Origin of the sequence: Xenophilus azovorans DSM 13620 (assembly GCF_000745855.1) — a bacterium.
GTDB classification, from domain to species: Bacteria; Pseudomonadota; Gammaproteobacteria; order Burkholderiales; family Burkholderiaceae_C; genus Xenophilus; species Xenophilus azovorans.
Map to the genome: position 1 here is coordinate 73,754 of NZ_JQKD01000023.1, position 26,691 is coordinate 100,444.

Genomic DNA, 26,691 nt, shown 5'->3' on the forward strand with positions numbered 1-26,691 from the left:
GATGCGCGCTACGGCAGCAGCGCAAAGCGGGTGTCGCCCAGCGCCTGCAGGCCGAAGGTCTCCAGCAGCTCGCGCAGGCGCGCGGCGGCGCTGGCCTTCCGGTGCCCGGTGCGGCGGGCGATGATGAGTTCGTTCTTCAGGCTGTGCTCCCAGCCGACCAGCTCCGTCACCGTGACCTGGTAGCCGCTGGCCTCCAGGTACAGGCAGCGCAGCACGTTGGTGAGCTGGCTGCCGACCTCGCGCGTGTGCAGCGGGTGGCGCCACAGCTCGGCCAGCGGCGTGCGCGCCAGGGCCAGCGCCTTGTTCTGCCGCAGGCAGGACGCCACCTCCGCCTGGCAGCAGGGCACCAGCACCATGAAGCGCGCCTCCTTGGCCAGCCCGAAGGCGATGGCGTCGTCGGTGGCAGTGTCGCAGGCGTGCAGTGCCGTCACCATGTCAATGCGCTGCGGCAGTTCGCCGCTCGTGGTGGAGTCGGCCACCGACAGCGGCAGGAAGCGCATGCGCTCGAAGCCCAGCCGCTGGGCCAGCGCGCGCGAGCGCTCGACCAGCTCGGCGCGGGTCTCGATGCCGTAGACCCAGCCGCCGCGCTCGCGGAAGAACAGGTCGTAGAGGATGAAGCCCAGGTAGGACTTGCCGGCGCCATGGTCCGCCAGCGTGGCCTGCGCGCCGCCGTCCGGCAGCTCGAGCAGCAGTTTCTCGATGAACTGCACCAGGTGCTGCACCTGCTTGAGCTTGCGCCGCGAGTCCTGGTTGATGCGGCCCTCACGGGTGAGGATGTGCAGTTCCTTGAGCAACTCGATGGACTGCCCGGGCCGCAGGCCGAGCGCCTGGGCCGCTTCGGCGGCGGCGTCGGTCGTGCGCTTGGGCACATGGCGGGTCATGGGCTTGTTCCTTCGTCGTGGGGGCCGACGTCCAGCGCCCGCCAGCCGGCGTCGCCCAAGGCCTCCAGGCGCTCGATGTTGCGCTCGAAGATCTCGGCTGCGTCGGGGAAAGCCAGCACGGCGCGCTCGACGCTGTCCTCGCGCAGCAGGTGCAGCGTGGGATGCGGCGAGCGGTTGGTCGCGTTGCCGATGTCGCCCGGCTGCGTGCCCGCGAACTGGAAGCGCGGATGGAAACTGGCCAGTTGCAGCACGCCCTCGTGCCCGGCGCGGCGCAGGCCGCGCTCGGCCCAGCCGACCCAGTCGTTGAACGCCAGGAAGTCGTGCAGCGCATGGGGCACGACCAGCAGCGTGGTGTCGCGCTCGGCCGGGTCGAGGCGCAGCAGGTCGTCGGCCTCGGCGAGCAGTGCTTCCAGCAGGCCGCCCTCGTCATCGGCGGTGTAGACGGCCACGTGCGCCTGCCCCTTGGCGTGCACCGCCTTGGCGAAGGGGCACAGGTTCAGCCCGATCACGGCGCGCTCCATCCAGCGCATCGTGTCGGCGACGGCTTGCGGCGGCGTGGTCATCGCCGCGCTCCCGCGTGCCGCGCCAGCCGCATGGCGATCAGCGCGCCGACGGCCGAGCAGCCGAGCGTGAACACCCAGGTCCACTGCCATCCGCCCACCCGGTGCGCCAGCCAGGCGACGACGGGCGGCGCCGCGAACTGCCCGAAGGACGACACCTGCTGCATGAAGCCCACGGTGGTCGAGACCGTGTCGGGCCGGGGCGCGACCCGCACCGAGAGCATGAACAAGGTGGCCGGCACCGCGCCGCCGCACATGGAGAACAGGCACACCGCCAGGTAGCGCACCGTGGGCGGCAAGCCGTCCGACAGCGCCGGCCCGGCCTGCGCGAAGGCGGCCACGCTGCCGATGCTCATGCAGGCGAAGCCCAGACCCAGCAGCCGCCCCGGCGGCCAGCCCGCCTGCAGCAGGCGGCCGGCACCGATGTTGCCCACCATGTTGAGCGCTGCCGCCAGCGCAGTGAGCAGCGCCGTCGCCAGCGCCGACATGCCGGCCTGCGCATAGACGGTGGGCAGGAAGCCGATGACCGACATCCACTGCGCCGAGTACACGCCGAAGGCCAGCGCCACGCCCCAGGGCCCGCCCGCGCGCAGCGTGGCGGCCAGCCGCGCCTGCCACGACGCGCCCGGGCCCTGCCCCGCCGGCGCCGCGGCGGTGTGCCCCGGCGGATCGGCCGGCACGGCGGCGGCCACCAGCGCGCAGGCCAGCGCCGACAGCCCGGCCACCAGCCACCACCAGCCGCGCCAGCCCGCCAGCCCGATCAGCAGCGGGCCGGCCAGCAGCCCCAGGGCGACGCCGAAGGGCATGTAGGCGCCCCACAGGCCGAGTGCCGTCTTCTCGGCGCCGGCCGGCGCCAGCCGGCGGATCAGGCCCGGCGCCGGCATCACGGCCAGCAGGAAGCCGATGCCCTCCACCGCCCGCCAGCCGAGCAGCCAGCCCACCGGATGCGGAACCCGGTCCGCCAGGCCGCCCGCAGCGCCTGCGAGCGTCAGCAGCGCCAGGCCCAGCAGCATGCTGCGCCGCAGGCCGAGGCTGTCCGCCGCCAGGCCGGCCACCAGCCCCAGGCACATGCCGGCGGCCTGCACCAGCGAGAGCATGAAGCCCGAGGCGACCAGGCCCAGGCCCAGCGCCTGTCCCAGGGCCGGCAGCGCCGGCGGCAGCTTGCCCACGTGCAGCGCGGCGGCCACACCGCCCGCCACCACCACGAGCACAGCGAGCGGCACGCGGTGCCGGGCCGATGCGCTCAGTCCGTCCATCGCACCCCCGTGATGCGCTCGTGCTCGCGCATGGCGAAGCGGTCGGTCATGCCGGCGATGTAGTCCGCCACCGCGCGATGCCGGTCCGGCCGGGCGGCGAAGCTGTCGGGCAGCGCGGCGGTACCGCCCACGTAGGCGACGAACAGCTCGCGCACTGCGTGCTGCGCCCGCCCTGTGGTCTGCATCACCTGCGGATGGCGGTACAGGTTGTCGAACAGGAAGCGCTTGAGCTGCGCCGACTGCGCCTGCATCGCCTCGCCGAAGCGCACCAGCGGCGGCAGCCGCCGCACCGCGTCTTCATCGGCGGGCGCGGCCTGCGCCAGCGCCTCGCGCGCGGCATCGATCACGTCGTAGACCTGCGCGCTGAGCATGCGGCGGATGGCCTCGTACAGCAGGCGCCGGCCCGCCAGGCCCGGATGCTCGCGCAGCGCCTCGCGGCGGTGCCGCTCGAACAGCTCGACTTCCGCCAGCGCCTCCATGCTCAGCAGGCCGGAGCGCACGCCGTCGTCGATGTCGTGGGCGTTGTAGGCGATCTCGTCGGCCAGGTTCGTCAGTTGCGCCTCCAGGCTCGGCTGGGTGCGCTCCAGGAAGCGCCGCCCCACCCCGCCGGGCTCGCGCGCCTCCAGCGCCTGCGCATGGGCGCGCGAGCAGTGCTTGAGGATGCCCTCGCGGGCCTCGAAGCTGAGGTTCAGGCCGTCGAAATCAGGGTAGCGATGCTCCAGCGCGTCCACCACGCGCAGGCTCTGCAGGTTGTGCTCGAAACCGCCGTGGTCGGCCATGCAACCGTCCAGCGCGTCCTGCCCGGCATGGCCGAAGGGCGTGTGGCCGAGGTCGTGTGCCAGCGCGATGGCCTCGACCAGGTCCTCGTTCAGGCCCAGCGGCCGCGCGATGGAGCGCGCCAGTTGCGCCACCTCCAGCGAGTGCGTCAGCCGCGTGCGGAACAGGTCGCCCTCGTGGTTGAGGAAGACCTGCGTCTTGTAGACCAGCCGGCGGAAGGCGGTGGAGTGGACGATGCGGTCGCGGTCGCGCTGGAAGTCGTCGCGCGTGGGCGCCGGCGGCTCCGGATGGCGGCGGCCGCGGCTGCGCGCCGGATGGCTGGCATAGGGTGCGGTCATGGGCCTCAGCGCGCGGCGCCGGCCGCCGGCGCCTTGCTCAGCCGCAGCATTGCGCCAGCACCTCGCGCACCAGGCCGTCCGGCGCGGGGCGGGTCACGGCCGCTCCCGGGCGCTCCAGCACGACGAAGCGGATCTCGCCGGCCTCGGCCTTCTTGTCCACGCGCATCAGGTCCAGGTAGCGGTCGGCGCCCAGTTGCGGACCGCGCACGGGCAGCCCGGCGCGCTCGACCAGGGCGGTGAAGCGGCCCACGAAGGCCTCGTCCACGCCGCCCAGGCGCTGCGACAGATGCGCCGCCATCACCATGCCGCAGCCCACCGCCTCGCCGTGCAGCCATTCGCCATAGCCCAGGCCGGACTCGATGGCATGGCCGAAGGTGTGGCCGAAGTTGAGGATGGCCCGCAGGCCGGCCTCGCGCTCGTCCTGGCCCACCACCGCGGCCTTGATCTCGCAGCTGCGCCGCACGGCGTGCGCCAGCGCGGCGGGCTCGCGCGCGACCAGGGCGTCGATATTGGCCTCGATCCAGTCGAGGAAGGCCATGTCGGCGATCGGGCCGTACTTGATCACTTCCGCCAGGCCGGCGGCAACCTCCCGCTGCGGCAGGGTGCGCAAGGTATCGAGGTCGCACACCACCTGCAGCGGCTGGTAGAAGGCGCCAATCATGTTCTTGCCCAGCGGGTGGTTGATCGCCGTCTTGCCGCCCACCGACGAATCCACCTGCGCCAGCAGCGTGGTCGGCACCTGCACGAAGGGCACGCCTCGCATGTAGCTGGCCGCGGCGAAGCCCGTCATATCGCCCACCACGCCGCCCCCCAGCGCGAACAGCACCGTCTTGCGGTCGCAGCCGTGCCCCAGCAACGCGTCGAAGATGGTGTTGAGCGTGGCCCAGTCCTTGTGCGCCTCGCCGTCCGGCAGCTCGACCACATGCACCTGGCCGAAGCGCGGCGCCAGCGCCGAGCGCAGGGCCTGCGCGTACAGCGACGCGACGGTGGCGTTGGTGACGATCAGGGCCGACGCGGAGGGCGGCAGGCCGGCATAGGTGTCGGCACGCGCCAGCAGGCCGGCACCGATGTCGATGCCATAGCTGCGCTCGCCCAGCGCGATGCGCACGCACTGGGCCTCGGAAGGGACGTGGGAGGGCATCCGGGAAGTGTAGTGGGCCGCCGGAAACGGCGCGCCGCCGTCCGGTGCCTCGGCAGGCTCAACGCCCCGTCCGTGCGGCCAGCGGCTGCGGGGCGGTATCGCCGCCCGCCGGGACCGCCTGCCCTGCTGCCTCCAGCCGCACCAGCACGGCCTGTACGACGGCGCCGAGCGACGGCCGCCCGGTGTCGACCGCGTCGTGGGCCGTCTCGCGGTACAGCGGATCGCGCGCGGCGTGCAGTTCGCGCAGACGGCCCAGCGGATCCGCCACCTGCAGCAGCGGGCGCTTGACGTCGTGGCGCAGGCGCCGGTAGAGGTCTTCCGGCGTCGAGCGCAGGTAGATCACGTGGAAATGTTCGTGCAGTTGCCGCCGGTTGGCCGGCCGCAGCACCGCACCGCCGCCGGTGGCCACCACCGCGCCGCCGGCGTGCGCCAGTTCGGCGATCACTTCCTCCTCGATGTCGCGGAATCGGGTTTCGCCCTCGCGCTCGAAGAATTCGCGGATCGAGCAGCCGATGCGCTGCTCGATGACGGTGTCGCTGTCGAGGAAGGGCAGGTCCAGCCGGCCTGCCACGCGCCGGCCGATCGCCGACTTGCCCGAACCCGGAAGGCCGACGAGGGCGAGCGCCGTCACGGGCAGGGCGGCACGCAGCGCGCTCAGCGCGCCGCGTTGCGGTCTGTGATCATCTTCGGGGTGATGAAGACAAGCATTTCGGTCTTGTTGGCAACGCGCTCGCGATTGCGGAACAGTGCGCCGACCACGGGCACTTCACCCAGCACCGGAATACGCGATTCGTCGTTGGTTTCGGTGAGTTCGAAGATACCACCGATCACCACCGTGCCGCCGTTTTCCACCAGCACCTCGGTCTGCACGTGCTTGGTGTTGATCGCCGGGCCGGCCGTCGTGTTCACACCGCGCGCATCCTTGCTCACGTCCAGCGTCAGGATGATGTTGCCTTCAGGCGTGATCTGCGGCGTGACTTCCAGCTTGAGCACCGCCTTGCGGAAGGAGATCGAGGTGGCGCCGCTGGAGGTGGCCTGCTGGTAGGGGATTTCCTCGCCCTGCTCGATCAGCGCCTTGGTCTGGTCGGCGGTGATCACGCGCGGGCTGGAGATCAGGCGCCCCTTGCCGTCGGCTTCCAGCGCGGAGATCTCCAGGTTGAGCATGCGCGAGAAGCTGGAATTGAACAGCGACAGGGCGAAGGTGCCGGCCGCGTTGCCGGTGCCGCCCGCGTCGCCGGCCGGCAGGTTGATGAAGTTGGAGTTGGTCCACGTGGTGGTCGCATTGCCCGTCCCGTAGCCGATGCCGCCGGTGGAGCCGCTGCCGGACGACGAGGTCACCGGCATGGCGCCGAAGGTGGCATGGCGGTTGGCGAAGCCGCCGCCCAGCTTGACGCCCAGCGACTTGCCGAAGGTGTCGGCGGCCTCGACGATGCGCGCCTCGATCATCACCTGGCGAACCGGGACGTCCAGCTTCTGGATCAGTTCGGCCACCTGGGCCAGCTTGGAGGGCACGTCGGACACGAACAGCTGGTTGGTGCGCGCCTCGGCGATCACGCTGCCGCGCGGGCTCAGGATGCGGGTGGTGGTGCCGCTCCCGCCGCCACCGCCGGCGCTGGCACCCGTGCCGGTCAGGCCCTGCGCGATCACCAGCGCCTTGGTGTAGTTGAGCTGGAAGGACTGGGTGCGCAGCGGCTCCAGGTTCTCGATGGCGGCACGCGCCTCGAACTCGGCCTTCTCCTTGGCGTTGATCTCGTCCTTGGGCGCGATCCACAGCACGGTGCCGTTCTTGCGCATGCCCAGGTTCTTGGCCTGCATGATGATGTCCAGGGCCTGGTCCCAGGGCACGTCCTTCAGGCGCAGCGTGAGCGAGCCGGACACCGAGTCCGAGGTCACGATGTTGAAGTTCGTGAAGTCGGCGATCACCTGCAGCAGCGAGCGCACGTCGATGTTCTGGAAGTTCAGCGACAGCTTCTCGCCGTTGTAGCCCACGCCCTGCGTCAGCTTGGTCGGGTCGATCTTGCGCGGCCGCACCTCGACCACGAACTGGTTGTCGCTCTGGTAGGCGCTGTGCTCCCACTCGCCGCGCGGCTCGATGGTCATGCGCACGCGGTCACCCACCTGCTGGGCGTTGACGAACTGCACGGGCGTGTTGAAGTCGGCCACGTCCAGGCGCCGGCGCAGGCCCTCGGACAGGCTCGACTTGGTGAACTCGACGACCAGGTTGCGGCCCTGCTGGCGCACGTCGACGCCCACCTGGTTGTTCGGCAGGTCGACGATCACGCGGCCGGTGTTGTCCGGGCCGAGGCGGAAGTCGATGTCGCGCAGCGGCAGCGTGTCGCGGTTGCGGTTCTCGGCGAAGGTGGTCTGGGCGGACGCCGCCAGCGCCGGACCCGGCACCGGGTCGAGCACGACCAGCAGCGACTTGCCCTGCAGTTCCGTGCGGTAGGCGGTGGCCTGCTTGAGGTTGAGCACCAGCCGGGTGCGCTCGCCGGCCTGCACCACGTTCACCGAGCGCAGGTTGCCCTGGTTGATCTCGACGGCGGAGCGGCCGATGCCGTTGGTCACGCCCGGGAAGTCCAGCGCGATGCGTGCGGGGCTTTGCACGGCGAAGCCGGTCGGCGCGGCAGCCAGCGGCTGGGCGAGGTCGATGCGCACCACTTCGGCGCCGGACTGGAGCGAGCCGGTGACGGCCTCGATCGCGTTCTGGGCCTGTGCCGCGAGGGCGGCGCCGGCCATCAGCAGGCCCGTGCCGGTGACGCGCAGCCACGCCACCATGCGTCTTGTTCTTTTCTGGGGGTTCATTTCGACCTCTCTTGCAGCTGCAGTGTTGCCGGGCGCTCGATCCATTCACCGGCCGCGTCCTGAACGATCTCCCTGAGCGCCAGCTCCGTCTCGTCGATGCGCGTGACCCGGCCGTAGTTGAGGCCCAGGTGATTGCCCACGCGCACCTGGTAGAGCAGCTTGTCGACCGTGACCAGCGCCACGCGCTGCCCGTTGCGGTTCAAGCTGCCCACCATGGCCATGGCGTCCAGCGGATAGGCCTCCAGGGCCTCCTTGCGGCGGTTGAGCTCCGGCGCGATCAGGTCCGAGCCACCGGTCTGACTGGAATCGCGCCGCAGCGCCTGCGTCAGCCGCACGTTGTTGAAGGGCTCCATGGCCGCACCCTCGGTATAGGCCTGGGGCGTGAACTTCTTTGGCTCGGAAATAGGCGTGATGCGCGGCTTGACCTGCGCGCGCTGGTCACGCATCCAGGCCCGCAGGTCTTCCTGCTGGGAGCCGAAGCAGCCCGACAGCAGCGGGATCAGGGCGATGGCCCCGAGGACGCGGAGCGCTTTCATTTCTTCTTCGCCTTCGTCTTCGCCTTGGCTGCCGCGGCCTTCTGCGCCGCCTGCTCCTCTTCGTCCAGGTAGCGGTAGGTGCGCGCAGTCGTGTTCATGGTGAGGCTGCCGTCCTTCTGCGGCGTGATCGACACGTTGTTCAGCGTGACGATCCGCGACAGGTTGGCGACGTCGGCGACGAAGGCGCCCATGTCGTGGTAGCGGCCGGTGACGCGCACCGCGATCGGCAGCTCGGCGTAGTAGTCGCGCACCACCACCTGGCCGGGACGGAACAGCTCGAACTGCAGGCTGCGGCCAAGGCCGGCCTGGTTGATGTCGGACAGCAGGGCATCCATTTCCGCCTTGCTGGGAAGCTGCTTCTCCAGCAGGGTGACGTATTGCTGCACCTGCTCGCGCTGCTTCTTCAGCAGCTCCAGATTGACCGCCTGGGCCACCTTCTTCTGGTAGTCGGCCCGCAGCGCGACCTCCTTGGAGCGCTCGGCCTCCAGCTCGTCGTTGACGCCGCTGAGCCACACGAACCACAGTGCAACCACCACCACGGCTGCGACCACGATGCACAGCACGTAGCGCGGCCCCGACGGCCAGCCAGCCGGGTCGTTGGTGTTGAGGCCGCGGAACTGGTGGCCGAACCCGCGCAGGCTGGCAGCCAGGTCGAACTTGGAATTCAGACGTCGAGTCGCCATGGTCGTCAGCCCTTCGCAGCGGCCGGCGCCGTGGCATTGGCGGGCGCGTCCTTCTTCTGGTCGTCGGTCGGCCGCTTGATGCCCACGCGCAGCTTGAAGTTGGCCACGCGCCGCTGGTCGCGGGCGCTCAGCGCCACCGTGGAGGCCGTGATCTCGATGAGTTCGGGCTTGAGCAGCCAGGGGCTGTTGTTGCCCAGGTTGCGCAGCAGTTCGGACACGCGCTCGTTGGACTGGGCCATGCCCTGCACCGTGACCGTGCGGTTGTCCTGCGTCATGCTGGTCAGGTAGATGCCGTCGGGCATCTGGCGCACCAGTTCATTGAGCAGGTGCACCGGCATGTTGCGGTCGCCCTGGAGGTCTTCCACCGCCTGCTGGCGGGCGCGCAGCGCGGCGATCTCGGCCTGCAGGGTGGAGATTTCCTTGATCTCGACGTCCAGCTTCTTGATCTCGGCCTGCAACAGGCTGTTCTTGTCCTGCTGGTCGGTGATCTGCGTCTGCAGCCACGCGAAGGCCGCCCCCGCGATGAGCCCGCCGGCCAGCGCCGCGGCGCCCAGAGAGGCATAGAAGTTCTCGCGCCGGCGTTTGCGCGCCGCTTCGCGGTGCGGCAGAAGGTTGATCAGGATCACTGCATGAACCTCCGCATCGCCAGGCCGCACGAGGTCAGGTACGAAGGCGCCTCGCGGCGCACCTTCTTCTCGCGCACGCCCGCGCCGAACTCCATGCCCTCGAAGGGATTGACCAGCGAGCAGGCGAAGGAGGTCTGGCGCGTCACGGCGCTGGTCAGCCCGGGCAGGGAGGCCGAGCCGCCGGCCAGCAGCACGTAGTCGACGCGGTTGTGCGGCGTGCTGGTGAAGAAGAACTGCAGCGCGCGCGCAATTTCCTGCGCGATGCTCGCCACGAAGGGCTTGAGCACGCCGGCGCTGTAATCCGCCGGCAGGTCGCCGCTGCGCTTCTTGGATTCAGCCTCCTCGGGCGAGAAGCCGTACTGCCGGGCGATCAGTTGCGTCAGTTGCGCGCCGCCGAAGGCCTGGTCGCGGTCGTAGAGCACCTCGTCGTTGCGCAGCACCTGCATGCTGGTGGTGAAGGCGCCCACCTCGAACAGCGCCACCACGGCGTCCTGGCCCTGGCCGGGAAGCTGCTCGATCAGGCGGGAGGTGGCCAATCGCGAGGCGAAGGATTCGACGTCGAGGATGGAGGCCTTCAGGCCCGCCGCCTCGGCCAGGCCCTGGCGGTCCTGCACCTTTTCCTTGCGGGAGGCAGCAATCAGCACCTCCACGTCGTCGGCCGAACCTGCGCTGGGCCCGACGACACAGAAGTCCAGACTCACTTCGTCGAGCGAGAAGGGGATGTACTGGTTGGCCTCGGACTCGACCTGAAGCTCCAGTTCCTGTTCGCTCAGGCCGCCGGGCAGGATGATCTTCTTGGTGATCACGGCCGAGGGCGGCAGCGCCAGGGCGGCGTTCTTGGTGCGCGTGCCGCTCTTGCGCACCACGCGCCGGACGGCCTCGGCGACCTCGTCGAACTTCTCGACGTTGCCGTCCGTGATCCAGCCACGCTCCAGCGGCTCGATGGCGCAGCGCTCGAGCACCAGCTTGCCGCCGGCGTCCCGCGCCAATTCCACCAGCTTCACGCTGGACGAACTGACGTCGAGGCCGAGCAGGGGCGCCGGCTGGCGTCGAAACAACGATCCCAAGGCAACCAAGTGCTGCTCCGCCTGTGTTTGTAACCAATCGCAAGATTTGCGTGTGGTTGCATGCTATCAGCAGGCAGCGCACGAATCAAAGCTTCACACGGCACGGATTGCCTACCACGTTGTCAAAACCTGACGGGTTTCCGCTACAAATGCCACTTTGGTCACAAATTGATGCGAACGGATTAATCCGTCGGTGGGCCGTCGGGCGCGCGGGGGCGGCTTTTTATAATCAGCAGTCTTCCCGCCTTCGCGCCCGTTCATGCCCGACCACCGCCGCGCCTCCGGGCCTGACTCCCCCGACCGCCCCCCCTCTGCCCGCAAGGCCGCGCCGCCGAAGCAGCCCCGCTGGCTGCGGTGGCTGCTCAAGGGCCTGGCCTGGCTGTTCGGCCTGGTGGCAGCCGGGGCCCTGTCGATCCTCTTCATTGCCGCCGTGGCGCTGGCGGTGGCCTACCCCAACCTGCCCGACGTCTCGGACCTGGCGGACTACCGCCCCAAGCTGCCGCTGCGGGTGTTCTCGTCCGACGGCGTGCTGATCGGCGAGTTCGGCGAGGAGCGGCGCAACCTCACGCCGATCTCGACCGTGCCCAAGGTCATGAAGGACGCGATCCTGGCCGCGGAGGACGCGCGCTTCTATTCGCACGGCGGCGTGGACTACAAGGGCATGATGCGCGCCGCCCTGGCCAACCTGAACCGCATCAAGAGCCAGGGCGCCTCCACCATCTCCATGCAGGTGGCGCGCAACGTCTACCTGAGCTCCGAGAAGACGCTCACGCGCAAGATCTACGAGATCCTGCTGACCTTCAAGCTGGAGCACCAGCTCAGCAAGGACCAGATCCTGGAGATCTACGTCAACCAGATCTACCTGGGCAACCGGGCCTACGGCTTCGCCGCCGCCGCCGAGGCCTACTTCGGCAAGCCGCTGCAGGACCTGAGCATCGCCCAGGCCGCAATGCTGGCCGGCCTGCCCAAGGCACCGGGCGCCAACAACCCGGTGAACAACCCGGCCCGGGCCCGCGGGCGCCAGCTCTACGTCATCGACCGCATGGTGGAGGCCGGCTTCATCACCGAGCAGCAGGCCGAGGTGGCGCGCAAGGAGCAACTGCACCTGCGCGACGGCCAGGCACCCGACCGCCTGCACGCCGAGTACGTGGCCGAGACGGTGCGCCAGCTGATGTACGCCCAGTACGGCGACAGCACCTACACGCGCGGCCTGAAGGTCTACACCTCCATCGTGGCGGCCGACCAGCAGGCCGCCTACACCGCGCTGCGCAAGGGCATCATGGACTACGAGCGCCGCCAGTACTACCGCGGCCCCGAGAAGTTCATCGACCTGCCGGCCGACCCGAAGGACCTGGACGAGGCGGTGGACGACGTGCTGGCCGAGCATCCGGACAACGGCGACGTGATGTCGGCCGTCGTGCTCTCGGCCAGCCCGAAGGAGATCACGGCGGTGCGCGCCAGCGGCGAGAACGTGCACATCACCGGCGAGGGGCTGAAGCCGGCGCAGTCGGGCCTGTCGCCCAAGGCGCCGCCGAACATCCGCATCCGCCCCGGCGCGGTGATCCGGGTGGCCAGAACGCCCAAGAACACCTGGGAGATCACCCAGCTGCCCGAGGTCGAGGGCGCCTTCGTCGCGATGGACCCGCGCGACGGCGCGATCAAGGCACTGGTGGGCGGCTTCGACTTCGGCCAGAACAAGTTCAACCACGTCACGCAGGCGTGGCGCCAGCCGGGCTCCAGCTTCAAGCCCTTCATCTACTCGGCGTCGCTCGAAAAGGGCTTCATGCCCAGCACGGTGATCAACGACGGTCCGCTGTTCTTCGATGCCGGCACCACCGGCGGCCAGCCCTGGGAGCCGAAGAACTACGACGGCAACTTCGAGGGCCCGATGTCGATGCGCCGGGCGCTGATGCGGTCGAAGAACATGGTGTCGATCCGCATCCTCCAGTCGGTCGGCACGCGCTATGCGCAGGACTGGATCGGCAACTTCGGCTTCGAGCGCGAGAAGCATCCGGCCTACCTGCCGATGGCCCTGGGCGCCGGCTCTGTCACGCCGATGCAGATGGCGGTGGCGTACTCGGTCTTCGCCAACGGCGGCTACCGGGTCAATCCGTACCTCATCACCAAGGTCACCGACCACAAGGACAAGGTGCTGGTGGACGTGCAGCCGCCGCTGCTGAACGAGTCGATGCGCGCCATCCCGCAGCGCAACGCCTTCATCATGGACAGCCTGCTGCAGTCGGTGGCCAGCGGCGGCACCGCCGCCAAGGCCCAGGCCACGCTCAAGCGCACCGACCTGTTCGGCAAGACCGGCACCACCAACGATTCGCTCGACGCCTGGTTCGCGGGCTTCCAGCCGACCCTGGCGGCGGTCGTATGGATGGGCTACGACACGCCGCGCAAGCTGGGCGACCGCGAGACCGGCGGCGGCCTGAGCCTGCCGGTCTGGATCAGCTTCATGCAGACGGCGCTCAAGGGCGTGCCGGTCACCGAGATCCCCGCCCCGCCGGGCGTGGTCAACGTGGGCGGCGAGTGGTACTACGACGACTACACGCCGGGCCGCGCCGTATCGACCCTGGGCGTGGAATCGCAACCGCAGACCAACGAACTCAACGGTGGCGTGCCGCCCGCCGCCGCGGGCAGCGAAGAGCGCAACCGGATACTCGACCTGTTCCGGAATTGAGGGCGGTCAGGACGCGCTGAAGCGCAGCGGCAGCCCGGCCTGCAGCGAGGCCTCCCGCGAGAGGTTCTCGAACAGTTCCTCCCCGGTCTTGGTGTCGCGCCAGGCCGATCCGTCGTGGCGGTAGTGATAGCCGCCGGTGCGCGCGGCCATCCAGATCTCGTGCAGCGGCGGCTGCAGGTTGACCACCAGCTGGCTGCGGTTGGCGAAGGTCAGCGTCACCATGCCGCCGACGCGCTGGTTGTCGACATCCGCGTCGGTCGTCTCGTTGATCCGGTCGCAGTCCTGTTCGATGGCCGACAGTGCCGCCTCCGCGAGGTCCATGTATTCCAGGTCGGTCATTGATTACTACCTACAATTTTTCGAAATGTTGAATCTCCAGCGAATTCTAGGAATCCGGCTTGCCCGCGCCGTGGGCGGGGTCGGCCTGCTGGCCGCCCTGTCGGCCGTGACGGCGTGCGGCCAGCGCGGCCCGCTGTACCTGCCGGCCGAGCCGGCAGCGGCGAACCGGGCCACGCTGCCCCAGGTGCTGATCCCCGCCCTGCCGCGCGGCGAAGCGGCCGGCGGGCAGGAAGACGCGCAACCCGCGGCCCCGCCCCCGACATCCGACGACAACATCGTCCTGCCGGAGACCAGGCGATGAGCCGCGCCGCTGCGACGGCCCTGCCCGGCCATCCGCACATCGCCTACGCCGATGGGTCGCTGCACGTCGAGCAGCGTGCGCTGGACGGACTCGCCCGCGAGCACGGCACGCCGCTGTTCGTGTACTCGGCGCAATGGATGCTCGACGCGCTTGCCGCCTACCAGCGCGGCCTGGCCGGCCGCGACGCGCTGATCTGCTATGCGATGAAGGCCAATTCCTCGCTGGGCGTACTGCGCCTGTTCGCTCAGGCCGGCTGCGGCTTCGACATCGTCTCGGGCGGCGAACTCGCGCGCGTGCTGGCAGCGGGCGCCGAGCCGGCCAGGGTGATCTTCTCCGGCGTGGGCAAGACGCGCGCCGAGATGCGCCAGGCGCTGGATGCCGGCATCGGCTGCTTCAACGTCGAGAGCGAGGCCGAGTTGGAGGTGCTCAACGCCGTGGCGCTGGAGCAGCCCGGCCGGCGCGCACCGGTGAGCGTGCGCATCAACCCCAACGTCGACCCGAAGACGCACCCCTACATCTCCACCGGGCTGAAGGGCAACAAGTTCGGCGTCGCGCACGACCGCGCGGCGGCCGTCTACCGCCACGCGGCCGCGCTGCCGGGGCTGCAGGTGGTGGGCATCGACTGCCACATCGGCTCGCAGATCACCGAGGCGGCGCCGTACCTGGACGCGCTGGAGCGCATGCTGGACCTGGTGCAGGCCATCGAGGCCGAGGGCATCCGCCTGCACCACCTGGACTTCGGCGGCGGCCTGGGCATCGACTACAACGGCGACACCCCGCCCGCGGCCGATGCACTGTGGCGCGAACTGCTGGCGCGGCTGGACGCGCGCGGCTTCGGCGACCGCCGCATCGTCATCGAGCCCGGCCGCTCGCTGGTCGGCAACGCCGGCGTGTGCGTGACGGAAGTGCTCTACACCAAGCCCGGCGAGGAGAAGAACTTCTGCATCGTCGATGCGGCGATGAACGACCTGCCGCGCCCGGCCATGTACCAGGCCTTCCACCGCATCGTGCCGCTGCGCGAGGCAGCCGAGGGCCAGGCGCTGCGCTACGACGTGGTCGGCCCGGTGTGCGAGAGCGGCGACTGGATCGGCCGCGACCGCGACCTGGCGGTGCGCGAGGGCGACCTGCTGGCCGTGCTGTCGGCCGGTGCCTACTGCATGAGCATGGCGAGCAACTACAACACCCGCCCGCGCGCGGCCGAGGTGCTGGTCCACGGCGACCGCACCACGCTGCTGCGCCGGCGCGAGACGATCGAGGACCAGTTGCGCGCCGAGCAGCTTTAGCCCGACAGCGGCAGGCGTCCGTTGCGCGGGCGCTGCAGCCGGGCGCTGCGGGCGGCGTTCCAGACGCGCCAGCCCAGCAGCACGGCGACGATCGCGGCGTACACCGCCACCTCACCGAAATCATTCTTGCCGGCGCGCATCCAGAAGAAATGCAGCAGGCCCAGGCCGGCGATCAAGTACACCAGCCGGTGCAGCATCTGCCAGCGCCGCGGCCCGAGCGCCCGGATGGCGCGGTTGAACGAAGTGGCTGCCAGCGGCGTCAGCAGCACGAAGGCCGTGAAGCCGACGAGGATGAAGGGCCGCTTGCCGATGTCGCGCGCGATCTCCTCCACCTCGAAGCCCATGTCGAACCACGCATAGGCCAGCAGGTGCAGCACGACATAGAAGTACGCGAACAGGCCCAGCATGCGGCGAAAGCGCGCCAACTGCGGCGTGCGGGTGAGCGTGCGCAGTGGCGTGACGGCCAGCACGATGCAGATGAAGCGCAGCGTCCAGTCGCCGGTGGCGCGGACCAGGGCCTCCGCCGGGTTGGCGCCCAGCGCGTCGGCGAAGGCGCCATAGGCCAGCCAGGCGAAGGGCAGCAGGCAGGCCGCGAAGACCAGCGGCTTGGCGGCCGGGTGCAACAGCAGGCGTCTCATCGCGCCACGGCGTTCAGTAGTATTTCTTGAGGTCCATGCCGGCATAGAGCTGGCCGACCTGCGCCTCGTAGCCGTTGAACAGCAGCGTCTTGCGCCGCTTGGCGAACAGGCCGCCGGGCTCGCCGATGCGCCGTTCGGTGGCCTGGCTCCAGCGCGGGTGGTCCACGTCGGGATTCACGTTGGAATAGAAGCCGTACTCGTTGGCTGCCGCCTTGTTCCAGGCGGTGCCCGGCTCCTTCTCGACGAAGCGGATCTTCACGATCGACTTGGCCGACTTGAAGCCGTACTTCCAGGGCACCACCAGGCGCACCGGCGCGCCGTTCTGGTTGGGCAGCGCCTCGCCGTACATGCCGAAGGCCAGCAGCGTCAGCGGGTGCATCGCCTCGTCCATGCGCAGGCCCTCGGTGTACGGCCAGTCGAGGATGCGCGAGCCGACGTAGGGCATGGTCTTCGGGTCGGCCAGGGTGACGAACTCGACGTACTTCGCACTGCCCAGCGGCTCCGCCCGCCGGATGAGCTCCGACAGCGAATAGCCCACCCACGGAATCACCATCGACCAGCCCTCCACGCAGCGCAGGCGGTAGATGCGCTCCTCCTGCGCGGCGAGCCTGAGCAGTTCGTCGATGTCGTATTTGCCCGGCTTCTTCACCAGCCCCTCCACCTCCACGGTCCAGGGTCGGGTCTTCAGCGTGTGGGCGTTCTTCGCCGGGTCGGACTTGTCGGTGCCGAACTCGTAGAAGTTGTTGTAGGTCGTGGCGTCCTTGTAGTCGGTGAGCTTCTCCATCGTCTGCGCGCCGGCGACGGCGGATTTCGCGCCCTTCAGCGGCGCGGACTTGCCCTGCGCCAGCGCCTCGCGGCCCGCCCAGGAGGCCAGCGCCGCTCCGGCCGCGCCGCCGGCCAGCAGGCGCAGCAGGTCGCGGCGGCCCTCGTAGACGGCGCGCGGCGTGATCTCGCTGGCGCGGGGATGGACGAAACCGGGATCGCGGGGACGGATCAGCATGCGCAACCTTTCAGGCGCCGCATCGGGCGGCGCCGGAAACCAAGAGACAACGGGAGACGCCGGTTAGTTCGGCGCCATCGCGTTCCCGGTTACAGCGTACCGTAGCTGTGCAGCCCCGACAGGAACATGTTCACGCCGAGGAAAGCGAAGGTCGTGACCGCCAGCCCGACCAGCGCCCACCACGAGGCGAGGCTGCCGCGCAGCCCCTTGACCAGCCGCATGTGCAGCCAGGCCGCGTAGTTGAGCCAGACGATCAGGGCCCAGGTCTCCTTCGGGTCCCAGCTCCAGTAGCCGCCCCAGGCGTCGGCCGCCCACAGCGCGCCCAGCACGGTGGCGATGGTGAAGAAGGCGAAGCCCACCGCGATGGACTTGTACATCACGTCGTCCAGCACCTCGAAGGCCGGCAGCCGCGCCGCGATGCGCCTGCGGCCCAGCAGGATGCCGGCCGCGATGAGCGCCGAGATGGCGGCATAGCCCACCCAGTAGCTGCCGCCCGCCTCTGCCACGCCGCGCTGACGGAAGGCGATCGGCACGAAGCACAGCGCCACGCCCAGGAGCCAGATCGGCGCCAGGCGCCACCAACGCGTCTCGTCGGCCTGCTGCTTGATGAGGTAGGCGAAGGCGACCATCGCCGCCAGCGAGAAGGTGCCGTAGCCGATGAAGTTGGCCGGCACGTGCAGCTTCATCCACCAGCTCTGCAGCGCCGGCACCAGCGGCTGGATCTCGTGCGCGCCGCGCACCAGCGTGTACCAGAGCAGGAAGCCCACCGCGGCGCTGACCACCAGCATCACGAAGGCGCCCAGTGCGCGGGTGGCATAGCGCTCCTCGAAGTAGAGGTAGAAGGCGGTGGTCAGCCAGCAGAACAGGACGAACACCTCGTAGAGGTTGCTCACCGGGATGTGGCCGATGTCGGGGCCGATCTGGTGGCTCTCGTACCAGCGCACCATGGTGCCGATGAGCGCCATCGTCACGGCCGCCCAGGCGATGCGCGAGCCGATGCGCTCCATCGCATCGGCGAACGTGCCGCCGCCGGGCCGCCCCAAGGCGGCAGGCGCCCCCTCGGGGGGCAGCGAACCACGCGCAGCGGGGAGCGTGGGGGCCGTTTTCTCGCCGCCGAGGAAGCCCAGCCAGTAGAACACCGTGCTCATGAAGAAGAGCACGCTCATCCACAGGATGGCCGACTGGCTGGAGAGGAAGTACTTGAGCCAGAACACCTGCTCGGCACGCGCCAGGTCGCCCTGGTAGGACGCGATGGCCAGCAGCGCGGCCGCGCCCACCACCAGCGCCAGCACCCGCAGCGGCCGCCAGAACCAGCCCAGCCAGACCATCGCCGGGATGGCCGCCAGCAGAATCACCTTCTCGTACACGTCCATCGACGGCTGGTAGCGCGCGAAGGCGAACAGGCCCGCGGTCGTCACGATGGCGGCGAACACCCAGTCGAAGAGGCTTCGGCGGGCATACCAGCTTTCGTGGAGCGTGAGGGTGGTCGTGTTCATGGCTCGTTGTCCTTCGTGGGCTCCGCCCGGCCCAGCAGCCGGCTGCGCAGGTGGGCGAACTCGCGGTCGGTGTCCTGGTTGCGGCGGTTGCTCGACAGCGCCATCACCGCGCTGCTGCCCCCGCCGGCCGCCGGGGCGACCCACACCCACAGGCGCCGTTCGCGCACGTAGAGCATGGCAAAAATGCCGACGATCAGCAACGCGCAGCCCAGATAGACCACGTTCCGGCCGGGCGCCCGGGCCACCTGGAACACGCTGGCCTGCACCTGAGTGAAGTCGGTGAGCATCAGCGCCATCGGGGCCGGGTAGAAGTGCGCGTCCGACAGAGACAGCACCGCCTGCGTCAGCCAGGCCTGGCTCTTGCCGTCCATCGGCAGCGGCGCCTGGCCGGCGCGCTCGCGGCTGAGGTTGAGCAGTTCGAACAGCACCTCGTTGACCACCCGCACCAGCACCTGGCCGGCGCGCTCGCGCTCGGCCTCGGGCACCTGCAGGTCGATGAACTCGGCGATCGCCTGCCAGCCGCCGGCGCTGCGCGGCCGGACGCCGTCGGCGACCGGCTTCATGCGCTCCACGCCGGCGAACAGGCCCAGCGCCCGCGTGGCCGAGGCGCGCAACTGCTCCACCTGCTCCGTGCGCGCCGGGTCGAGCACACGGGCCACGTAGCGGCCCACCGCCTGCCGGCGCAGGCCCTCGTCGGCCAGCGCGTCGCGCAGGTGCAGGTAGCCGTCCATCGCGCCCTGCTCGTCGGCCGGCACGCGCAGGTAGCGGAAGGGCTGGTCGGGCTGCTCGCGCACGCCCAGCAGGAAGACAGGCGGGCCGTCCTCGTCCATGGCCACGGGGACCATGTAGTTCTGGAACTCGCGCGCCTGGCCCGAGGCGTCGCGCAGCTTGTAGCCGATGCTGGGGCCGATGTTGCGCAGTTCCCTGGACTTGCCGGCGGTGGCGGCCGAACCCAGGTGCGACTGCAGGTCCACGCGCCGCACGTCGGCGCCGCTGCCCTGCGTGCCGGCGAAGTTCTCGACGTTGATCACCCGCAGCGCCGTGTACTCCAGCGTGAGCTTGTCCTGGCCGTCGCTCAGCGCGGTGCTGCCGCCGACGTTGCCCTCCAGCTCGAATCGCCGGCCGCCGGCCGTCATGGGCATGGCCTGGAGCTTCACGCGCGAGCCGCCGTCGTCGAAGCTGGACTGGTAGATCTGCACGCCCTTCCAGCTCGCCGGGTGGTTGACCTCGATGCGCGCCTCCTTCGACTCGCCGGTGGCCAGGTCGTGCAGCACCACCTCGCTGGCGAAGAGCTTGGGCATGCCGGTCGAGTAGTAGTCGACGATGAACTTCTTCAGTTCGATGGCGAAGGGCAGCTCCTGCAGCAGCACGCCGCTGCCCTGGTTGAGGATGGCCACCGAGGACTGCCCGCCCTCGGGCACCAGGACGTTGCCGCGGAAAGTGGGGTTGGAGACGGCGAGCCGGTGCTGCGCCGGCACGTCGGCGATGAGGCCGCCGCCGTGGTAGATGCTCTTGCCGTTGAACCAGGTCTGGGCGCGCACGATCAGGTCGCCGTCCAGCAGGCCGCCCAGGCAGATCAGCACGATGGCGCCGTGCGCCGCGATGTAGCCCCACTTGTTGGCGCCGCCGGCGCGGGCGGCCACCATCCAGCCGTTCTCCGGGCCGCCTTCGCGGTGCTGCAGCTTCACCTTCCATCCGCCGCCGGCCAGTTGCCGGCCGATGCGCCGTGCCGCGGCCTCGGGCGCCTCGCCGTCCAGCGGCGCCTCCGCCCGCAGCCCGAAGGCCCTCAGGCCCTGCACGCGGATGTTCTCCTTGAAGCTGCGCAGGTCGGCCAGGATGCGCGGCGTGTTGCGCGCGATGCACAGCGAGGTGCTGACCACCAGGAAGGCCAGGATCAGCAGGAACCACCAGGCGCTGTAGACCGCGTCCAGGCTCGCCGCCAGGAACACCTGCGCCCAGAACGGCCCGAACTGGTTGATGTAGTTGCCCAGCGGCTCGTTCTGCTTGAGCACCGTGCCGATCACCGAGGCGATGCAGATCACCGTCAGCAGCGCGATGGCGAAGCGCATCGACGACAGCAGTTCCACCCCGGCACGCAGCGCGTGCGAGCCGGAACGGAGGCGAAGGCCGTGGGTGGATGCGGTCATGAAAGCGAAAGGGCGGGCGACCCCGGAGGATCGGCCCGCCCTGTTGGGTTTTATTGTCGGCGGTTGGTTCGCTGGTGCTGTTTGACCGGCGTCAAATCAGCGCCGCCCGGCCGCCCGAAGGCGCTGATGCGCCCCCTTGGGGGGCAGCGATACGCGAAGCGATGAGCGTGGGGGCAGATTCATCTCAGCGCAGGCCGGCGATGTAGTCGGCGACGGCCTTGATCTCCCTGTCGTTCATCTTGGCCGCCACGCCGTGCATCTGCGGGCTGTTGCCGCGCACGCCGTCGCGGAAGGCCTTGAGCTGCGCGTCGGTGTAGTCGGCATGCTGGCCGCCCAGGCGCGGGTACTGGGCCGGGATGCCGGCGCCGTTGGGGCTGTGGCAGCCGGCGCAGGCGGGCACCTGGCGGTCGGCGATGCCGCCGCGGTAGATGCGCTCGCCCAGCGTGACGAGGTCCTTCTCCTTGGCGAAGCCGGGCTTGACGGTCTTGCTGCCCACGAACCAGGCGATGTCGCGCATGTCCTGCTCGCTCAGGTGAGCCACCATGGGCTGCATGACGGCGTTCTTGCGCTTGCCGGACTTGAATTCCGCCAGCTGCTTGAGGATGTATTCGGGGTGCTGCTGCGCCAGCTTGGGGTTGGCCGCGATGGCCGAGTTGCCGTCGGCGTTGTGGCAGGAGGCGCAGGACACGCCGTTGGGCGGCGCGGTGTTGAAGAGGGTGTCGCCCTTGGCGGGATCGGGCTTGGCCGGCTTGGCCGCGGCTGCCGGAGCAGCCGCGGGCCCTTCGGCCGCGAGGGCGGTGCCGGCACCGGTGGCGCACAGCAAGGCCGCAAGCAGGACAGGGGCGAACAACTTCATATCGGGGGCGGGTTTATTTGCGCAAAACCTGGCGATTCTACAATGGGCGCTCCATCGTCCCGGCCGCCTCGGCAGGGGCCTGCCAACCCCCTCCCACCATGACCCAGCCGCCCTCCCCGGCCCGTGCCGACGCGGCCACGGCCTCCACCCCCGCATCCCCTCCGGCCGGCACCGCCGCCGAGGCCGCGCAGCGCCGCCACCGGGCGCTGGGCTGGCTGCACACCGCGCACTTCCTGTCGAGCGCGCCGCAACTGGAGCACCTGCCGCCGCTGGGCCTGCCCGAGATCGCCTTCGTCGGCCGCTCCAACGCCGGCAAGTCCACCGCCATCAACACGCTGACCCAGCAGAAGCGCCTGGCCTTCGCCTCGAAGACGCCGGGGCGCACGCAGCACATCAACCTGTTCGGCGTGGGCAAGGGCCAGGTCGATGACACCGTGCTGGCCGACCTGCCCGGCTACGGCTACGCCGCCGTGCCGCGCGAGGCCAAGCTGCGCTGGCAGCGCGTGATGGGCAACTACCTGATGACGCGCCAGGCGCTGGCCGGCGTGGTGCTGATGATCGATCCGCGCCTGGGGATCACCGAGCTGGACGAGGTGCTGCTGGAGGTGATCCGCCCGCGCGTGGAGGAAGGCCTGAACTTCCTGGTGCTGCTGACCAAGGCCGACAAGCTCTCGCGCTCGGAAGCCGCCAAGGCGCTGTCCATTGCGCGACTGCAGGCCGGCGGCGGCGAGGTGAGACTGTTCTCGGCCCTCAAGCGCCAGGGCGTGGACGAGGCGGCCGAGCTGCTCTGGCGCTGGACGCACCCCGAGGGCTGAGGCGAAGACAGCACGACAAGCGACCAGGAGACAGGCACATGACCATCGAGACCTTCGAACGCGCCCTGCCGCACGGCATCACCCTGAGCTGCCGCGCCGCCGGCGAGGCGGGCCGCCCGCTGATGGTGTTCCTGCACGGCTTCCCGGAGGCCGCCTTCATCTGGGACCCGCTGCTCGAATGGTTCGCCGACCCGGCGCACGGCGGCTTCCGCTGCGTGGCGCCCAACCTGCGCGGCTTCGAGCGCTCCTCCTCGCCGAAGGAGGTCGAGGCCTACCGGCCCCACCTGCTGGTGCAGGACGTGGCGGAGCTGGCGAAGTCGGAGACGGCCGGCGGCCGCATCGACACCCTGGTCGCGCACGACTGGGGCGGCGCCTTCGGCTGGGCCTTCGCCAACGCGCTGCCGCAGCAACTGGGCCGGCTGGTCATCATCAACTCGCCGCACCCGGGCACCTTCACCCGCGAGCTGAAGCACAACCCCGCACAGCAGAAGGCCAGCGCCTACATGAACTGGCTGGCCGCGCCGGGCTCGGAGGCGGTGCTGGCCGAGAACGACCATGCGCGCCTGTTCGCCATGTTCACCATGATGAAGGCCGGGCCCGACGGCTTCGGCTGGCTGACCGAGCCGGTGAAGCAGCGCTACCGCGACGTGTGGAGCCAGGGCCTGACCGGCGCCTGCAACCTCTACCGCGTCACGCCGATGAAGCCGCCGGTGCCGGGCAGGACCAGCGCCGACGACATTCCCACCCTGCCCGACGAGCGCCTGCGCGTGCAGGCGCCGACGCTGGTGCTGTGGGCGCTGGACGACGCCGCGCTGCTGCCCGGCCTGCTCGACGGCCTCGAGCAATGGGTGCCGGCTCTGGAGGTGCAGAAGATCCCCGGCGCCACGCACTGGGTGATCCACGAGCAGCCCGAGGGCATCGCCGCGCGCATCGAAGCCTTCCAGAAGAAGGCTCAATAGACTTTCGCCTCGCCTTCCGGCCGCGTCTTGAAGCGCCGGTGCACCCAGTAGTACTGCTCGGGCATGGCGTCGACGTAGCCCTGCAGCCGCAGGTTCATCAGCGCCGTGTCGGCCACCGCGTCCTGCGTCGGGAAGTCGCGCCAGGCCGGCAGTACCTCGATCTCGTAGCCGCCGGGCACGATCTTCGCAATCACCGGCACCACCTTCGCCCGCGCCAGCCGGGCGAAGCGCGACAGCGAGGGCACGGTGGCCGCCGGCACGCCGTAGAAGGGCACGAACACCGACTGCGAGGGGCCGAAGTCCATGTCGGGCAGCAGGTACAGCACGCCGCCCTTGCGCAGGCCGGCGACGATCTCCTTCACGCCGTCCACGCGGTGCAGCACCGTGACGTTGCCGAAGCGCGTGCGGCCCTGGCGCGTCCACTCGTCGACCATCGGGTTGCGCTGCGTGGTGTAGATGGTCGTCGAGGGCTTGGGGTTGTGCTTGGTCAGCGCGGTGGCCGCCGCGTCCAGGCCGTAGAAGTGCGGCGCGAACAGGATGGTCGGATCGTTGCCCTCGTCGATCTCGCCGATGGCGCCGGTGATGCGGATGCGCCGGTCGATCGCCTCGGGCGGCGCGTGCCACAGCCAGCTGCGGTCGAGCCAGGCCTGCGCCACGTACACGAAGGTGCGGCGGGCGATGCGGCGGCGCTCGGCCGCGCTCTTGCCGGGGAAGCACAGGGCCAGGTTCACGTCGACGACGCGCCGGCGCGGACGGGCCAGCACGTACAGCAGGTGCCCGAAGCCCGCCCCCAGGCCGCGCACCAGCGGCAGCGGCAGGTGCGCCAGCGCCTTCATGAAGCCGATGCCCAGGCGGGCCGACAGGCTCACGCGCCGCCCTCCGCCACTTCCATTTCCTCGCGCGGCTCCTTGTGGCGCGCGTAGTCCCACACGTATTGGCCGGGCAGGCTGCGGATCAGGCGCTCGATGCCTTCGTTCATGGCCGCGGCGGCCGCCTCGGGCGTGGCCTTCGGGTCGTCGAGCGCGGTGCCGTCGAAGGGCTCGAAGCGGATCACGTAGCCGCGGCCGCGCGCCAGCCGCTCGCACACGCCGAGGAAGACGCGCGCGCCGGTGGTCTGCGCCAGGCGCGGCAGCAGCGTCATGGTGTAGGCGGGCCGGCCCAGGAAGGGCGCCCACACGCCCTGCCCCTTCGGCGGCACCTGGTCCGGCAGGATGCCGGTGTAGCCGCCCTCCTTGAGCGTGCGCATCAGGCCGCGCACGCCCTTGACGGTGGTGGGCAGCGTGCGCAGGCCGGGCCGGTCGCGCGAGCCGGCCACCAGGTCGGCCATCCATTTCTTGCGCGCCGGCCGGAACAGCGCGGTGAGCGGGCCGTGGTCCTTCAGGAAGCGCTCGCCCACGGCCTGGCCGTACATCTCCCAGCTGCCCAGGTGCGGCACGATCATGATGACGCCGCGGCGCTCGGCCAGCGCCGCCTCGAAGGCCTCCAGGCCCTCCCAGCGCATCACCTTCGGCAGCACGCTCTCGCCCGCCGGGCGGGCCCACAGCCAGGGCAGCTCGGCCGCCATGGCGCCGGCCGCGCCGATGGCCGGGCGCCACTGCGCGGGCGTGAGGCCGGCGGCCTGCGCATTGGCGCGGAAGCGCCGGCGGTAGCCCGGCGCCAGCCACCACACCAGCCAGCCCAGCGCACGGCCCAGGGCGTGCATCAGAGGCAGGGGCACGCGGGCCAGCAGACGGAACAGGGCGATCATCAGCGCAGGAGGAGGAACAACGACACGGGAAGAAGGGGCGGACGCGCGGCCCGGGCCCCAGGCCCCGGCCGGCTTGAATAGAATGCAAATTGTCGCCGAGTTACAGGACTACTTGCAGGGCGACGTTAAACCCAACTGCTAAAGCGTTCGCCAAGACTCCCCCGGACCTGGCAACGCGCCAGGCAACCACCTCGACGGAGTTTTCTCTCAATGGCGAACGATTTCCTCTTCACCTCCGAATCGGTCTCCGAAGGCCACCCGGACAAGGTCGCGGACCAGATCTCCGACGCGATCCTCGACGCGATCTTCGAGCAGGACCCGCGCAGCCGCGTGGCCGCCGAGACGCTGACCAACACCGGCTTGGTCGTGCTGGCCGGCGAGATCACCACCAACGCGCACGTCGACTACATCCAGGTCGCGCGCGACACCATCAAGCGCATCGGCTACGACAACACCGAGTACGGCATCGACTACAAGGGCTGCGCGGTGCTGGTGGCCTACGACAAGCAGAGCAACGACATCGCCCAGGGCGTGGACCACGCCTCGGACGACCACCTGAACACCGGCGCCGGCGACCAGGGCCTGATGTTCGGCTATGCCTGCGACGAGACGCCCGAGCTGATGCCCGCGCCGATCTATTACGCGCACCGCCTGGTCGAGCGCCAGGCCCAGCTGCGCAAGGACGGCCGCCTGCCCTTCCTGCGCCCCGACGCCAAGAGCCAGGTGACGATGCGCTACGTGGACGGCAAGCCGCACAGCATCGACACCGTGGTGCTGTCCACCCAGCACAGCCCCGACCAGAGCGAGACGGCCACCAGGATGAAGCCCAGCTTCGTCGAAGCGGTGATCGAGGAGATCATCAAGCCGGTGCTGCCGAAGGAGTGGCTGCAGGAGACCAAGTACCTGATCAACCCGACCGGCCGCTTCGTCATCGGCGGCCCGCAGGGCGACTGCGGCCTGACCGGCCGCAAGATCATCGTCGACACCTACGGCGGCGCCTGCCCGCACGGCGGCGGCGCCTTCAGCGGCAAGGACCCGACCAAGGTGGACCGCAGCGCCGCCTACGCCGCGCGCTACGTGGCCAAGAACATCGTCGCCGCGGGCCTGGCGCGCCAGTGCCAGATCCAGGTGGCCTACGCCATCGGCGTGGCGCACCCGATGAACATCACGGTCTACACCGAGGGCACCGGCGTCATCCCCGACGACCGCATCGCCGCGCTGGTGCGCGAGCAGTTCGACCTGCGGCCCAAGGGCATCATCCAGATGCTGGACCTGCTGCGCCCGATCTACGGCAAGACCGCGGCCTACGGCCACTTCGGCCGCGAGGAGCCCGAGTTCAGCTGGGAGCGGACGGACAAGGCCCAGGCGCTGCGCGCGGCGGCCGGGCTGTAGACAGCACAATCGCGGCCATGACCCGGCTCCTGACCCTCTGCCTCCTCGCCGCGCCGCTGGCCCTGGCCGCATGCGGCACCCCCTACCAGGTGGTGCGCATGCCCGACGGCAAGCTGCGTACGCCCAACGCCACCGAGACCGGCAACTACTGCGCCGAGCGCGGCGGCCGTCCCCGCCTGCTGGGCATCGCACCGGGCAACACGGAAGTGCTGTTCGAGTGCGTGAAGGACTGACGCCGGCGGCTCAGAACCTGTAGGCGGCGCCGGCGCCCACCGTCCAGCTGCGCCCGGGCGCCGGCTCGAAATAGCGCGCGTTGCCCTCGTTGACGATGACCGAGCCGGCGTAGCGCCGCCCGGCCAGGTTGTCCA

General features: G+C 70.2%; 26 protein-coding genes. 7 read left to right on the forward strand and 19 right to left on the reverse strand.

What is annotated here, in order from left to right; translation table 11 throughout:
- Positions 1 to 8: 8 nt before the first annotated feature.
- Genes Q392_RS14360 through Q392_RS14410 form a run of 11 tightly spaced genes read right to left on the reverse strand, consistent with a single transcriptional unit; the run spans position 9 to position 10,676 of the window.
- Entirely contained in the window at positions 9 to 881 is an 873-nt protein-coding gene (locus Q392_RS14360; protein ID WP_038208788.1) for a class I SAM-dependent methyltransferase, read from the reverse strand.
- The gene (locus Q392_RS14365) at positions 878 to 1,444 is read right to left on the reverse strand and encodes a DUF1415 domain-containing protein (RefSeq protein ID WP_038208791.1); all 567 of its coding nucleotides are present in this window, start codon (positions 1,442 to 1,444) and stop codon (positions 878 to 880) included. The genes Q392_RS14360 and Q392_RS14365 overlap by 4 nt, the downstream gene beginning before the upstream one ends.
- On the reverse strand, positions 1,441 to 2,697 hold the full coding sequence (locus Q392_RS14370; protein WP_051953478.1) for an MFS transporter: 1,257 nt from the start codon (positions 2,695 to 2,697) through the stop codon (positions 1,441 to 1,443). Before Q392_RS14370 ends, Q392_RS14365 begins: the two co-directional genes overlap by 4 nt.
- On the reverse strand, positions 2,685 to 3,812 hold the full coding sequence (locus tag Q392_RS14375; RefSeq protein ID WP_038208794.1) for a deoxyguanosinetriphosphate triphosphohydrolase: 1,128 nt from the start codon (positions 3,810 to 3,812) through the stop codon (positions 2,685 to 2,687). The genes Q392_RS14370 and Q392_RS14375 overlap by 13 nt, the downstream gene beginning before the upstream one ends.
- 37 nt (positions 3,813 to 3,849) lie before the next feature.
- Positions 3,850 to 4,953 carry a 3-dehydroquinate synthase gene (gene aroB / locus Q392_RS14380; RefSeq protein ID WP_038208797.1) on the reverse strand — a complete coding sequence of 368 codons (1,104 nt, stop codon included), beginning with the start codon at positions 4,951 to 4,953 and terminating at the stop codon, positions 3,850 to 3,852.
- 58 nt (positions 4,954 to 5,011) lie between these two features.
- The gene (locus Q392_RS14385; RefSeq protein WP_051953480.1) at positions 5,012 to 5,584 is read right to left on the reverse strand and encodes a shikimate kinase; all 573 of its coding nucleotides are present in this window, start codon (positions 5,582 to 5,584) and stop codon (positions 5,012 to 5,014) included.
- A gap of 23 nt (positions 5,585 to 5,607) precedes the next feature.
- Complete coding sequence (locus Q392_RS14390) at positions 5,608 to 7,755, reverse strand: type IV pilus secretin PilQ (protein WP_038208800.1); 2,148 nt, start codon at positions 7,753 to 7,755, stop codon at positions 5,608 to 5,610.
- Complete coding sequence (locus Q392_RS14395) at positions 7,752 to 8,291, reverse strand: pilus assembly protein PilP (protein ID WP_038208803.1); 540 nt, start codon at positions 8,289 to 8,291, stop codon at positions 7,752 to 7,754. Before Q392_RS14395 ends, Q392_RS14390 begins: the two co-directional genes overlap by 4 nt.
- Complete coding sequence (locus tag Q392_RS14400; RefSeq protein ID WP_038208806.1) at positions 8,288 to 8,974, reverse strand: type IV pilus inner membrane component PilO; 687 nt, start codon at positions 8,972 to 8,974, stop codon at positions 8,288 to 8,290. The genes Q392_RS14395 and Q392_RS14400 overlap by 4 nt, the downstream gene beginning before the upstream one ends.
- Positions 8,975 to 8,979: 5 nt before the next feature.
- Complete coding sequence (locus Q392_RS14405; RefSeq protein ID WP_038208808.1) at positions 8,980 to 9,600, reverse strand: PilN domain-containing protein; 621 nt, start codon at positions 9,598 to 9,600, stop codon at positions 8,980 to 8,982.
- Positions 9,597 to 10,676 (reverse strand): pilus assembly protein PilM, encoded by a 1,080-nt coding sequence (locus tag Q392_RS14410; protein WP_038208810.1) that lies wholly within the window; start codon positions 10,674 to 10,676, stop codon positions 9,597 to 9,599. The genes Q392_RS14405 and Q392_RS14410 overlap by 4 nt, the downstream gene beginning before the upstream one ends.
- Positions 10,677 to 10,926: 250 nt before the next feature.
- Between Q392_RS14410 and Q392_RS14415 the strand changes: the two genes are divergently transcribed.
- Positions 10,927 to 13,350 (forward strand): penicillin-binding protein 1A, encoded by a 2,424-nt coding sequence (locus Q392_RS14415; protein WP_051953482.1) that lies wholly within the window; start codon positions 10,927 to 10,929, stop codon positions 13,348 to 13,350.
- 6 nt (positions 13,351 to 13,356) lie between these two features.
- On the opposite strand, the gene cyaY is transcribed toward Q392_RS14415, so the two are convergent.
- The gene (gene cyaY, locus Q392_RS14420; RefSeq protein WP_038208813.1) at positions 13,357 to 13,689 is read right to left on the reverse strand and encodes an iron donor protein CyaY; all 333 of its coding nucleotides are present in this window, start codon (positions 13,687 to 13,689) and stop codon (positions 13,357 to 13,359) included.
- Here cyaY and lptM point away from each other — a divergent pair.
- On the forward strand, positions 13,670 to 13,990 hold the full coding sequence (lptM, locus tag Q392_RS14425) for an LPS translocon maturation chaperone LptM (RefSeq protein ID WP_342665605.1): 321 nt from the start codon (positions 13,670 to 13,672) through the stop codon (positions 13,988 to 13,990). The genes cyaY and lptM overlap by 20 nt on opposite strands.
- Positions 13,987 to 15,273 (forward strand): diaminopimelate decarboxylase, encoded by a 1,287-nt coding sequence (gene lysA / locus Q392_RS14430; RefSeq protein WP_038208816.1) that lies wholly within the window; start codon positions 13,987 to 13,989, stop codon positions 15,271 to 15,273. Before lptM ends, lysA begins: the two co-directional genes overlap by 4 nt.
- On the opposite strand, the gene Q392_RS14435 is transcribed toward lysA, so the two are convergent.
- The 5 genes from Q392_RS14435 to Q392_RS14455 form a co-directional block, all read right to left on the reverse strand.
- Positions 15,270 to 15,911, reverse strand: a complete 642-nt coding sequence (locus tag Q392_RS14435; RefSeq protein WP_038208818.1) for a protein-methionine-sulfoxide reductase heme-binding subunit MsrQ — start codon at positions 15,909 to 15,911, stop codon at positions 15,270 to 15,272. The two genes, lysA and Q392_RS14435, sit on opposite strands and share 4 nt — an antisense overlap.
- Positions 15,912 to 15,924: 13 nt before the next feature.
- Positions 15,925 to 16,911, reverse strand: a complete 987-nt coding sequence (gene msrP / locus Q392_RS14440) for a protein-methionine-sulfoxide reductase catalytic subunit MsrP (RefSeq protein ID WP_038208821.1) — start codon at positions 16,909 to 16,911, stop codon at positions 15,925 to 15,927.
- Between the two features lie 89 nt (positions 16,912 to 17,000).
- Positions 17,001 to 18,407, reverse strand: coding sequence for a c-type cytochrome biogenesis protein CcsB (ccsB, locus tag Q392_RS14445; protein WP_038208824.1), 1,407 nt, complete (start codon positions 18,405 to 18,407; stop codon positions 17,001 to 17,003).
- On the reverse strand, positions 18,404 to 20,554 hold the full coding sequence (locus tag Q392_RS14450) for a cytochrome c biogenesis protein ResB (RefSeq protein WP_038208826.1): 2,151 nt from the start codon (positions 20,552 to 20,554) through the stop codon (positions 18,404 to 18,406). Before Q392_RS14450 ends, ccsB begins: the two co-directional genes overlap by 4 nt.
- Positions 20,555 to 20,738: 184 nt before the next feature.
- Positions 20,739 to 21,410, reverse strand: coding sequence for a c-type cytochrome (locus Q392_RS14455; protein ID WP_038208829.1), 672 nt, complete (start codon positions 21,408 to 21,410; stop codon positions 20,739 to 20,741).
- Between the two features lie 98 nt (positions 21,411 to 21,508).
- Here Q392_RS14455 and yihA point away from each other — a divergent pair, with 98 nt between their 5' ends.
- Positions 21,509 to 22,225, forward strand: a complete 717-nt coding sequence (gene yihA, locus Q392_RS14460) for a ribosome biogenesis GTP-binding protein YihA/YsxC (RefSeq protein ID WP_038208897.1) — start codon at positions 21,509 to 21,511, stop codon at positions 22,223 to 22,225.
- Between the two features lie 38 nt (positions 22,226 to 22,263).
- Positions 22,264 to 23,184 carry an alpha/beta fold hydrolase gene (locus Q392_RS14465; RefSeq protein ID WP_038208832.1) on the forward strand — a complete coding sequence of 307 codons (921 nt, stop codon included), beginning with the start codon at positions 22,264 to 22,266 and terminating at the stop codon, positions 23,182 to 23,184.
- On the opposite strand, the gene Q392_RS14470 is transcribed toward Q392_RS14465, so the two are convergent.
- The gene (locus Q392_RS14470; protein WP_038208834.1) at positions 23,178 to 24,053 is read right to left on the reverse strand and encodes an LpxL/LpxP family acyltransferase; all 876 of its coding nucleotides are present in this window, start codon (positions 24,051 to 24,053) and stop codon (positions 23,178 to 23,180) included. The genes Q392_RS14465 and Q392_RS14470 overlap by 7 nt on opposite strands.
- The gene (locus tag Q392_RS14475) at positions 24,050 to 24,931 is read right to left on the reverse strand and encodes a lysophospholipid acyltransferase family protein (protein ID WP_038208837.1); all 882 of its coding nucleotides are present in this window, start codon (positions 24,929 to 24,931) and stop codon (positions 24,050 to 24,052) included. The genes Q392_RS14470 and Q392_RS14475 overlap by 4 nt, the downstream gene beginning before the upstream one ends.
- 210 nt (positions 24,932 to 25,141) lie before the next feature.
- Here Q392_RS14475 and metK point away from each other — a divergent pair, with 210 nt between their 5' ends.
- Both metK and Q392_RS14485 read left to right on the forward strand, forming a co-directional pair.
- Entirely contained in the window at positions 25,142 to 26,323 is a 1,182-nt protein-coding gene (gene metK, locus Q392_RS14480) for a methionine adenosyltransferase (protein ID WP_038208840.1), read from the forward strand.
- Positions 26,324 to 26,340: 17 nt separating this feature from the next.
- Positions 26,341 to 26,556, forward strand: coding sequence for a hypothetical protein (locus tag Q392_RS14485; protein WP_038208843.1), 216 nt, complete (start codon positions 26,341 to 26,343; stop codon positions 26,554 to 26,556).
- Positions 26,557 to 26,691 lie beyond the last annotated feature (135 nt).